The following is a 10,432-nucleotide window of genomic DNA, read 5'->3' as shown; positions in this document are numbered from 1 at the left end:
GCCGAATAGCCGAATCGCTGGCGCCGAAAATCTGCCGAGTGGCCGTTACCTGCCGGTACATGACTACCGAATCAGTGCCGGTTGGGGGCACTCCTCCGGCGCGCACGCTGGCCGCGAACATGGTGGCATCGACTTCGCCGCCGATATGAACGAGCCGGTATACGCCGCAGACAAGGGCAAGGTGGTGAGCGCTGGCGACAACGGTGGCTACGGCAAGATGGTCAAGATCAAACACCCCGATGGTCACTACACCGTCTACGCGCACCTGAACAAGATCAACGTCAAGAAGGGCCAGCAGGTCGAGGCTGGTAAGCGGATTGGTGCCGTGGGTAGTACTGGCTACTCGACTGGCCCCCACCTGCACTTCGAGGCTCGATCCGCCAAGGATCGCCCGACCAAACCCACCACCTACTTAGGTGTGGACGGCCAGGAACTGCGGCAGTTGACCAAGATTCTGCAGCAGCAGGGCTAGTTCCCACTCTGATCATCGGCCCACAGCGGTAGGCCTGCTGCGGGCCGATGAGCCCTCGGATCAGTTTCGTCCCCGTTTGAGGCCCGGTTGTCGTGCTGCTGCGGCAAGAAAGCGGGGATTACCCCAGAAGTAGCGACGAAGTAGTCGCCGTGGTTCGGTCGCTAGCCGGTAGATCCATTCCAAGCCGTTGCGCTGCATCCACCGCGGCGCTTGGGATTTAGTTCCGGCCAGGAAGTCGAAGGCAGCTCCCACCGCGAGGACAATCGCCTGAGCATCGTCGGCTAGCTCCCGAGCGGCGAAGTCCTGCTTGGGAGTTCCCAGCCCGACCCAGACCAGTTGCGCTCCAGCGGCGGTGATTCGGTCGCGTTGAGCAGCGACTTCGTTAGCTGTTAGGGGGCGAAAAGGGGGGCTCTCGGCTCCAGCAATAGTCACGTCTGGCCAGCGGCGGGCGATCTGAGCTTGGAGTTGGGCTAGCGTCTCGGATGAACCACCGAGAAGGTAGTGCGAGATGGGTAGCTCGTCTCGCTGACAGCGATCCAGTACCCCCGTCATCACGTCCGGGCCGTAGACGCGTTGCCACTGCTGCTTGAGTTCCGGGAACGCACGTTGGCCCACCCAGGTAATGGGGACCCCATCGGAGAACGTGACGGCGTGATCATCGGCAAAGATACGGGCGTAGTTATCGTCACTATCGGCGATGGCAACCGAGTAGGCGTTAGCAAAATGGACACTGACCCCCGCTGTTTGGTTCATCGCGGCATCGCATACGGCGCTAATGGCCGATTCCAGCGGAGTGACCCGAAAGGACACCCGGCCAATCGTGCGGCTGGGCAGTGCGACAAGCGAGGCACCGGACGGTGAAGACACGGATTGATTCTAGTCCGAAGAGGTTTGATGGTAGCCGCACCGGCGCGATCTTCCCCTTGGAGCGGTGAGAAGGGGAGTCCGGATACCTAGCTGGTCACTAGCTCGCGGTAGATGGCGAGTAGGCCGGAAAGCCAGGCCTCGGTGGTGAAGTTGTCGCGGAAGGTGAGCAACGCGGCCTCGCGATCCGCTGGGGTGGTCGGTTGGTGAAGGCACTCAGACATCTGGTGTCCATCTCGGAAGATCGATCCACACCCCCAACGTTCCACCATGTCTGCGGCCGCCCCATCTCGTCGAGCAATGAGCGGCAGGCCGGCCGCCAGAGCCTCGATTGCGGAGAAGGGGCACCCTTCCGGTGCAACTCCGGCGAAGATGGCTCCCTGATAGCGGGGCAGTTGTGCTCGGAGTACGTCGTTGCTGACCTCTCCCAGCAGCCTCACGGAAGCCGGTGCGCTCGCCGCCAGTTCGGCTCTCATCGGACCAGCACCGTAGATGTCCAGCCCGACGTCGGCGGGCCAGTTGGCAACCAGCCAAGCCCAGCCCTTTTCGGAGGTGAGTCGACCTACGGAAACCCAGCGATTTAGCGGTTCCGTCGGACTGTCGGCTGCGGCGGCGTCGATGCCGTGCGGCAGTTGGCGGAGTTTTTCAGACGGCAGCCCGTAGCGGCGGTAGATTGTTTCCGCCCGAGGGGACAGCATGATGATTCGATCTGCTCGGTGGAGTAAGGCGTCACGGCTGGGACCGGGGCGATTCCTGATGGCCAACGGGATAGTTGCCGCCCGGGATTCCCGGTAGCAGGAGTGCCGGACTCCCGCCCACTTGTCGCCGTCGGGGCACAGCGTGCAGAACTTTCCCTCGCGCAGCAATAGCGCATTGGCGCAGAGCGGTCGGTAGTTGTGAACAGTCGCTAGCAGTGGTCCCGGCCAGGTTTTCAACCAACGGGTGCTGAAGTTCGGGAACAGATTGTGCACGTGTACGACGTCCGGGTTGAACGCGCGAAGTTCCGCACTGGGATCTGCCCCTGCCCCGCTGGCTACTTGCCAGGCAAGGCGGAGTTTGTCGCTGCTGCGGGAAGCGTCCTCGTCGCTGTGGCGAGCGACAATCCGTACCTCATGCCCGGCCGCCGCTAGCAGTTCGGCCTGACGATCCACCGCGACGTTTTCACCGCTCGGGGTTTCCGAGCGGTAGTAGCTGTGGACCAGGGCAATTCTCATGACACCTGAGAGATGGTCATAGGGCAGACCGGTGCTGGGTCGACTCGTCCATACACTCCTCGAATTCTCAGTTGGCGATCCCATGCTAGGGCGACACGACAGTATTGCTGGAAAGCCCTCGCCGGTGGACTAGCCTTTGGTTGTGCGCGTCGCCTTTGATGAGCAAATCTTCCTCAAGCAAACACGAGGCGGCATCAGTCGCTATTTCGTTGAGTTGATCGATGCTTTCCGGTTGGATCCGGACTTAGGGATCGCCCCGGAACTGACCTTTGATCGAACTTGGAACGAACATGTTTTGTCGGAGTTGGTGGGGGTTCGGCGCGGCCGACTGCCCCGCCAGCCTCGTGGTGAGATTGCGCGTCGGCGGTTGACTAGGCGCTTGCGGCCCAAGGAACTAACTGCGCCGATACTCCACAGCACCTTCTACGACCCCCGATACTTGCAGGATGCTCAGGGGCCCACCCATGTGGTGACTGTGCACGACATGATTCCGGAACTCTTCCCTGACTACGTATCGGCCCAGGTCCATGAGGCAAAGCAACGCTACGTAGAAGATGCCGATCTAGTTGTGTGTGTTTCCGAAGCAACGCGGGGGGATCTGCTCCGGGTCTATGGTGAGCTAGCTGCACCCATCGTTGTGGTTCCGTCAGGAGTGTCAGAACGTTTTTCGCGTGCGGGTGCCGTCGTCAAGGATCTGCCTGCGAAGTACCTACTCCACGTCGGGGCCCGATCTGGCTACAAGAATTTCGCGCTATTGCTGGATGCTTTCGCGGAATCCAGCAGGCGGTACCCTGATCTTCAGCTCGTGGTTATTGGTGGTGGACCGATTTCCGATAGTGAGCAACAAAGAATTGCGGATCTAGGCCTGTCTAATCGCATCGATTGGCGGCAGGTTACCGACGAGCAGCTCCCTACTGTCTATCAGCGAGCCGCAGCGGTGATAGTGCCATCCCGGTACGAAGGATTCGGACTCCCGGTACTCGAAGCGATGAAAGCAGGGGCGCCGGTGGTTGCGGCAGACACTGCGACCTTTCGGGAAGTCGCTGGCGATGCGGCAGTCTTCTTCGACGTTGATAAAAGCGACCAGCTTGCCTCCGTCATCAGTGGAGTACTGGCAGATTCACAGTTATCGCACGATCTAGTGGACAGGGGCCAGCACCGTGCAGCTGACTTCTCCTGGTCACGAACCGCTCGGCTGACAGCGGCGGCCTACCGAAGTGTCGTGGCCGAATGAAGTGTCGTAAGTGGCGGGTTAGCCTTGCTTGCCCTGGTCGAGGAGCCCGACCAGGTAATCGCCGAAACTGCTCTTGCGTAGCGGTTCCGCCAACGCTGCCAAGTCGGTGTCGTTGATCCAGTCCTGTCGCCAAGCGATCTCTTCGAGACAGTTCACTTTGGTGCCCTGTCGCTGTTCAAGTACCCGCACGTAGGTGCCGGCGTCTGCCAATGATTCGAAAGTACCGGTGTCGAGCCATGCGGTACCGCGGGGCAGTACCGTCACCTGGAGCCGCCCTTGGTTGAGGTAGTGCTCGTTGACAGCGGTGATCTCTAGTTCGCCGCGGGCGCTGGGTTTGATGGTTTTGGCCACGTCGACGACGTCGGGACCATAGAAGTAGAGCCCGGGTACCGCGTAGTTGCTCTTGGGCTGCTGGGGCTTTTCTTCGATGGACAGCACATTTCCAGCCCCGTCGAACTCAACGACACCGTAGGCCTGCGGGTCCGACACCCGGTAGGCGAAGACGTGACCACCATCAGTGTCTAACAACTGGCTGAGCTGATGGCCGAGCCCCGGCCCGTGGAAGATGTTGTCGCCCAGCACTAACGCGCTGGCCTCGCCGGCCAGGAAATCCTCGGCCAAGATGAAAGCTTGCGCGAGGCCCTCCGGGCGGGGCTGAACGACGTAATCTAGCCGAATTCCGAGTTCCGAGCCGTCCCCCAGCAACCGCTGGAAGGCTGGCTGATCCTCAGCAGTCGTAATGATCAAGATCTCGCGGATGCCTGCGGCCATGAGCGTGCCCAGCGGGTAGTGGATCATCGGTTTGTCAAAGACCGGGAGCAACTGTTTGCTGACCCCGCGAGTGATTGGCCAGAGCCGAGAACCAGTACCGCCGGCGAGAATGATGCCCTTCATCGTTGTGATGGTAGCGGTCGCTTGATCGAGGCCAAATGCGCGGTGTCGCTTGTCAGCCGTGTGACTGGCCCAGCGACTGGCGGTATCCCTGACACTCAGCGAAGTTCGGCAGCAAGCCCTGCTGAGCCGCTTCGTGAAGTCCTGGCGCCGCGAGGTCTTTGCCCGACAGCAGTAGGTCACCGGCCGGTAGTCCCCAGTCAATCGCGAGATCGGAATCATTGGGGTCGATGCCATGTTCGCCCTGTGGCCGGTATGGCTCACTGCACAGGTACATGACCGTGGCATCCTCGGTGAGCGCCGCGAAACCGTGCCCAAGTCCTTCGGACAGGTAGAGAGCCTTGCGAGATTCGTCGTCTAGCACTACGGACTCATGCTGCCCAAAGGTTGGCGAGTCAACTCGAATGTCTACCACCACGTCGAGGATACGGCCCGACACACAGGTCACGTACTTGGCCTGCCCGGGTGGAACGTCGGCGAAATGGATTCCCCGGACAGTGCCGCGGGCTGATACCGAGCAGTTGGCCTGAGCCAACCGCAGCGGATGTCCGATCGCTTCGATGAAGCCTTCCTCCTTGAACGTCTCTAGGAATATTCCCCTAGAGTCACCGTGGAGTTGTGGAGTGAAAAGCCAGGAACCCTCGATCGCGGCTGGCTCGATTGACATGCCCATGTGCTGCCCTCTTCGCTGACTAGTATGCGCCGCGACCGGTGATGACCGCCTTGATGGTTCGCAGCATGATGATCAGATCCAGCGAGATGGACCAGTTCTCTACGTAGTAGAGATCCAGCATCACTGCTTCTTTCCACTCCAGGTCGGAGCGGCCGGACACCTGCCACAACCCGGTCATCCCTGGCTTCGCTAGTAGTCGACGGGTGGCGATGTCGTCGTACAGTTCTACGTCGTCTAGCGGGTGTGGTCGTGGTCCAACTAGACTCATCTGCCCGACGAGCACGTTGAATAACTGTGGTAGCTCATCGAGTGAGAATCTGCGCAAGAACCGTCCGACCCCGGTTACCCGCGGATCGCGTTCCATCTTGAAGGTCGCCGAGTCTGAATGCTGCGCCTCGCGTAACTCGGTGCGGTCGGCGTCGGCACCCACGTACATCGTGCGGAACTTCCAGCAGGAGAAGGTCGTTCCCGCTGGCCCTGCTCGTTCTTGTCGGAACATAACTGGACCTGGACTGCTGAACTTGATCGCTACGGCGATGAGCAGCAGCGGGACGGCTAAGACCACCAAAGCAAGGACCGACCCCACTAGGTCAAGGAAGCGTTTGACCGTCCGGGCTGGGCCCGAGAATTGCGGCATATCAACCCGGACCAGCGGTAGGCCCTGGACCGGTTCAATGGCTAGGCGGGGTCCGGCAATTTCCGCAATAGCGGGACTGACCAACAGCGAAAGTTCGCTGTCCTCCATCGCCCAGCCCAAGCGTCGCGGCCAGTTGGGGTCGTTGTGTTCAGCTGGGGAATAGAGCAACGTGTCAGCGTTGGCGGCGGCGGCAGCTCCCACCACAGTTTCCGGGCTCGGATCGTTCCCGGCTTCTAGCGGCCAGACGCCGATCTCGCCGTAGATCCCGCGGGACCTGGACAACTGTTCGCTGATCAGCAACGCCTGTGGTCCCGGTGCAACCACGAAAACTCGGTGCAGCGGATCACCTTCTTGTAGCCCACGATGCAGCAGATACCGCATAATGTTGCGCCCTAGGAACAACAGGATGAGCCCGATCAAGATGATGCCGAGGAGTAGGCCGCGAGCGCGGACGGTGCCGGTGGCGTACGCGAAGGCCGCGGTCAGAATCAGCGTCCACAACGTCGCACTAAGTACTCGGCGGTATTCCTCGGGCCCGTACCCCATGATGCTGGTGGAACGAGTCCCCATATCCCACAACGTCACCGGCCAAATGAAGGCGAGCGCGATGATTACGGTCAGCCGAGCGGGATCATCCATGAGCGGCCAACTGCCGCCCCAACCAGCAGCGAGGCCAGTGACGATCGCTGTGGTGATCATGAGCAGATCCATGATCAGGGTTGCTAGGTGATGCCGCTGTTCACGGACTCCTGCCTGCAGGCCGCTGTGTTGCACGGTGGCGGTCCCCACGACCTACCCCGCAGTCTTCCGCGCGAACCAGTCGATGGTGTGCTGCAAGCCCTGTCTCAGCGAGGTAGTGGGCTCCCATTTGAGCAGTTCCCGAGCCAGTGATGTGTCTGGCTGCCGCTGTTGGGGATCGTCCTGCGGCATCGGCTTGTTCACCAGCGGCACCGAACTGTCGCACATCGCCGTCACGACATCGGCCAGTTCTTTGATGGAGATTTCGTTCGGATTTCCGACGTTGACGGGTCCGGTGATCTCGGCATTAGTAGCCATCATGCGCACTAGCGCCTCAACCAAATCATCGACGTAACAAAATGAGCGGGTTTGCTGGCCATCTCCGTACAGCGTGATCGGATCGCCGGTGAGCGCCTGGGTGATGAAGTTGCTGACTACTCGACCGTCGTCCGGGCGCATGCGTGGACCGAAGGTATTGAAGATCCGCACGACTTTGATTTCCACGTCATTTTGCCGGTGGTAGTCAAAGAACAACGTTTCGGCGCAGCGCTTGCCTTCGTCATAGCAGGACCGGAGGCCGATGGGGTTGACGTTGCCCCAGTAGTCCTCAGTTTGCGGATGAGTGGTGGGGTCCCCATAGACCTCGGAGGTGGAGGCCAGCAAGATTTTGGCGCCCGTCCGTTTGGCCAAACCCAGCATGTTGATCGATCCGAGCACGGAGGTTTTAGTCGTTTGGACCGGGTCACGCTGGTAGAAGACCGGCGATGCTGGGCAGGCCAGGTGGTAAATCTCGTCAACTTCGACATATAGCGGGAAAGTGATGTCGTGGCGGAGCAACTCAAAGCGCGGGTTGTCCACGAGATGGTGGATGTTGCTGCGGGTGGAGGAGTAGAAGTTATCGACGCAGAGGACTTCAGCACCCTCTGTGAGGAGTCGATCGCAGAGGTGGCTGCCGATGAAACCCGCTCCGCCGGTGACGAGTACTCGTCGATCCGCGACCTCAGTCATCGCACCCTCATTTATCGCTGAAGAAATGTGGCTAGAGGCGAGCGCTAGCCGGTGTATTCGGCAGTGTACCCAGAGGAGGACCTATCTCGGTGTAGCAGGCGAGTTGGGAACTAATCAGAATTGCCGTTTGGTGACCATGTCCGGGAGTGCATGACGACGCTATATCTGCCGCGTCCACTCACCGGGAAGCGCCACGGCGCCGCCAGTGAGTGGATCGGTGGACTGGACCCGGAAGGCGAAATCGCGATCACGCGCATCCAGAGTCTTGCCGTGGTCGGTGACCGCGGTGCTGATGACGTAGTGACCGGTATTGAGCAACAAGTCCGGGATTGAGAAGTCGATGGAGGAATCACCTGGCTCTGCGCCGAAGCCGAAGTCCTTTTCAGACGTCACTTTGCTCACCAAGTCACCACGTTCATTGAGGACTTCGAAGCTCAGGACCGCTTCCGGTGCTCGTTCGTCACATCGGTAGTGAAATCGGAAAGTGTGCGGCTGGCGGGACTGCAGTCGGTTGGCGGCGTTGCCTTGCTCGTCAAGAAAATCAACGTGCCGGATTCTGATTTCGCCACTTCCCCGAAACGCCTCAGCACTGTCGCTGGATGAACCGCTCGCGCTGCCGGCGTTTTCCGTTTCATTCACAGCATCCATGTACTCCCGGCAGACGTCAGCGGCACTACCAATGGACTGAACGGCACCATGGTCAAGCCACACCGCGCGATCGCAGATCTCCTGGATGCTGCCCATACTGTGGGAGACCAAGATGATGCTGCAGCCGTCGCGTCGTAGCTGGTAGAGGTGGTCCATACACTTGCGCTGGAACGCTTCGTCTCCCACCGCAATCACCTCATCCATGATGAGAATCTCGGGATCCAGGTTCACTGCGATGGAAAAGCCCAACCGCACGAACATTCCGGTGGAGTAGATTTTTACTGGCTCGTCAATGAACTCTTCAATCCCAGAAAAGTCGATGATCTCGTCCATCAAGGCGTCGATTTGTTTCCGGCCTAGACCGAGGATCGATCCGTTGAGTCGGATGTTCTCTCGCCCGTTGAGTTCTGGGTGAAAACCGGCGCCCAGTTCAAGGAGGGCGGACACCCGGCCATTGACCGACACGGTGCCGCTAGTGGGCCGGTAGACCCCCGTCAGCACTTTGAGCGCAGTGGACTTGCCGGCCCCGTTATGGCCAATAATTCCCATCGCTTCGCCGCGCGCAACCTCAAAGGATGCGTCACGAAGGGCCCACAGTTCGCGCGCCGGCGGCGGCTTGCCGCGAACGAGGCGTTCTTTGATCGACAGTCTCTTTTGCGTATGAAGCATGAACTTCTTGCTGAGATTCTCGGCTTGGATCGCAGGGGTAGACATCAAATTTCCTCTCCGACATCCCGACCCCGCCGGCGGAACACGATCCAAGCGAGTAGCAGGGCGGCAAGGGTCCAAACTGTGACGTATCCAAGCTGCGCCAGAGAGGGCAGTTGTAGGTCGTAGAGCAATGCCCGGAATCCGCCGATGAACTGGGCTAGCGGATTCGCGGAGATCAGAGTCTGCAGCGGTATGGGCCCGACCTTTTCCGGAACGAAACTCAGTGGGTAGATGATGGGGGTGAGGAAGAAGAGGAGTTGCAGGGCGACCGCGACGATCTGACCGACATCTCGCAGGAACACATTGGCTACCGCGAGGATGTATCCCGTCGCTGTGGCGAAGATGGCGAAAATTGCCAGCCATAGCGGCGTCAGCAGCCAGGTCCAGCCAACGTTTTGGAAACCGAGCAGCATAGCTGCAACGATCCCGAGTTCGATGCCGGCTTGCACGAGGGCTGCAAGCGCTGAACCGACCACTGGGACGTAGCTGGGGATATATACCTTCTGCAGCAGGCTGCCAGAAGCCAGTAGTCCACCCATTCCGGTCGTTACTGCTGCCGCGAAGAACGACCACGGGACCAGCCCTACAACAAACCACACCGCAAAGACACCTGGCCGGCCGTCGGCAAACGGGGGCGGTTCTGCCCGGAAGATCACCGAGAAGACCAGTGAGTAGATCAGCACAACCGCGACGGGGACAATGAGTGACCATGCCCAACCGATGACGGTGCCCTTGTACTTCGCCTTCAGGTCACGCTGTGCGAAGTTCCAGGCCAAATAGCGATAGCGCCATAACTCTGGGCCGCTGATGCGAGCCTTCGCGCTGGTCGGGTTAGTTTGGTCGTCCATAGTCTGCTGGGCCGGGTCGGTGGTGGTCACCGGAGTGCACGCGAATCTCGGGCATCCTGCCGGCTGTCGCTGTAGCGATGACCCGCACTGCGGGACCACGTGTTGATGGGCACGGTCTTATGCTAGCCGTGCGCGTCGCTGACGTTGGTTGGCACCGGATATCGTGTCATACGACGTCCGTCGGGCAAACCGCGTAGTGGGAGGTTCGGTGGCTGCCAACCGAACGACAGAGCGAGGAGTGGTCAATGCGGGTACTAGTAACCGGTGGTGCCGGTTTCATCGGGTCTAACTTCGTTCGGCAGTCGCTCGGCGGTGCCTATCCAGGTTTGGCTGAGGCTGAAGTCACCGTTTTGGACAAACTCACCTACGCGGGAAACCTCGCCAATCTAGCCCCGGTGGCACAGCATCCGGGTTATTCATTCGTTCAGGGAGATATTTGCGACGGCGAACTCCTCGCCGCGACGATGCCCGGGCATGACGCGGTAGTTCACTTT

General features: G+C 60.1%; 11 protein-coding genes. 3 read left to right on the top strand and 8 right to left on the bottom strand.

The genetic code is table 11. The annotated features are described in order from the left end of the window. On the top strand, positions 1-472 hold a 472-nt coding region (locus K0U62_05840; protein ID MCH9801047.1), incomplete at its 5' end, for a M23 family metallopeptidase. A 60-nt stretch (positions 473-532) separates the two neighbouring features. Here K0U62_05840 and K0U62_05835 read toward each other — a convergent pair. Both K0U62_05835 and K0U62_05830 read right to left on the bottom strand, forming a co-directional pair. Next, complete coding sequence (locus K0U62_05835; GenBank protein ID MCH9801046.1) at positions 533-1,339, bottom strand: WecB/TagA/CpsF family glycosyltransferase; 807 nt, start codon at positions 1,337-1,339, stop codon at positions 533-535. Positions 1,340-1,425: 86 nt separating this feature from the next. Next, on the bottom strand, positions 1,426-2,550 hold the full coding sequence (locus K0U62_05830; GenBank protein MCH9801045.1) for a glycosyltransferase family 4 protein: 1,125 nt from the start codon (positions 2,548-2,550) through the stop codon (positions 1,426-1,428). A gap of 142 nt (positions 2,551-2,692) precedes the next feature. On the opposite strand from K0U62_05830, the gene K0U62_05825 reads away from it, so the two are divergent. After that, positions 2,693-3,784 (top strand): glycosyltransferase family 4 protein, encoded by a 1,092-nt coding sequence (locus K0U62_05825; GenBank protein MCH9801044.1) that lies wholly within the window; start codon positions 2,693-2,695, stop codon positions 3,782-3,784. 18 nt (positions 3,785-3,802) lie between these two features. Here K0U62_05825 and rfbA read toward each other — a convergent pair whose 3' ends face one another. From rfbA to K0U62_05795, 6 genes are all read right to left on the bottom strand, one after another. Continuing rightward, complete coding sequence (rfbA, locus tag K0U62_05820; GenBank protein MCH9801043.1) at positions 3,803-4,678, bottom strand: glucose-1-phosphate thymidylyltransferase RfbA; 876 nt, start codon at positions 4,676-4,678, stop codon at positions 3,803-3,805. Between the two features lie 52 nt (positions 4,679-4,730). Continuing rightward, positions 4,731-5,342, bottom strand: a complete 612-nt coding sequence (gene rfbC / locus K0U62_05815; protein ID MCH9801042.1) for a dTDP-4-dehydrorhamnose 3,5-epimerase — start codon at positions 5,340-5,342, stop codon at positions 4,731-4,733. A 25-nt stretch (positions 5,343-5,367) separates the two neighbouring features. After that, on the bottom strand, positions 5,368-6,774 hold the full coding sequence (locus tag K0U62_05810; protein ID MCH9801041.1) for a sugar transferase: 1,407 nt from the start codon (positions 6,772-6,774) through the stop codon (positions 5,368-5,370). A gap of 3 nt (positions 6,775-6,777) precedes the next feature. Next, complete coding sequence (locus K0U62_05805; GenBank protein MCH9801040.1) at positions 6,778-7,731, bottom strand: SDR family oxidoreductase; 954 nt, start codon at positions 7,729-7,731, stop codon at positions 6,778-6,780. 159 nt (positions 7,732-7,890) lie between these two features. After that, complete coding sequence (locus K0U62_05800) at positions 7,891-9,093, bottom strand: ABC transporter ATP-binding protein (GenBank protein ID MCH9801039.1); 1,203 nt, start codon at positions 9,091-9,093, stop codon at positions 7,891-7,893. After that, positions 9,093-9,968 (bottom strand): ABC transporter permease, encoded by an 876-nt coding sequence (locus tag K0U62_05795; GenBank protein ID MCH9801038.1) that lies wholly within the window; start codon positions 9,966-9,968, stop codon positions 9,093-9,095. The genes K0U62_05800 and K0U62_05795 overlap by 1 nt, the downstream gene beginning before the upstream one ends. A gap of 215 nt (positions 9,969-10,183) precedes the next feature. On the opposite strand from K0U62_05795, the gene K0U62_05790 reads away from it, so the two are divergent. Beyond that, positions 10,184-10,432: GDP-mannose 4,6-dehydratase (locus tag K0U62_05790; GenBank protein ID MCH9801037.1), on the top strand; the 249-nt coding region annotated here is incomplete at its 3' end.

This window comes from Actinomycetes bacterium, assembly GCA_022599915.1.
GTDB lineage: Bacteria > Actinomycetota > Actinomycetes > S36-B12.
Note: the sequence above shows the minus strand (reverse complement) of the source record. Positions and strands in the feature narration are given on the sequence as shown.

Coding starts and splice junctions, on each gene's coding strand:
- rfbC (MCH9801042.1), bottom strand. CDS start 5,342: ATGTCAATCGAGCCAGCCGCGATCGAGGGTTCCTGGCTTTTCACTCCA.
- K0U62_05830 (MCH9801045.1), bottom strand. CDS start 2,550: ATGAGAATTGCCCTGGTCCACAGCTACTACCGCTCGGAAACCCCGAGC.
- K0U62_05805 (MCH9801040.1), bottom strand. CDS start 7,731: ATGACTGAGGTCGCGGATCGACGAGTACTCGTCACCGGCGGAGCGGGT.
- rfbA (MCH9801043.1), bottom strand. CDS start 4,678: ATGAAGGGCATCATTCTCGCCGGCGGTACTGGTTCTCGGCTCTGGCCA.
- K0U62_05800 (MCH9801039.1), bottom strand. CDS start 9,093: ATGTCTACCCCTGCGATCCAAGCCGAGAATCTCAGCAAGAAGTTCATG.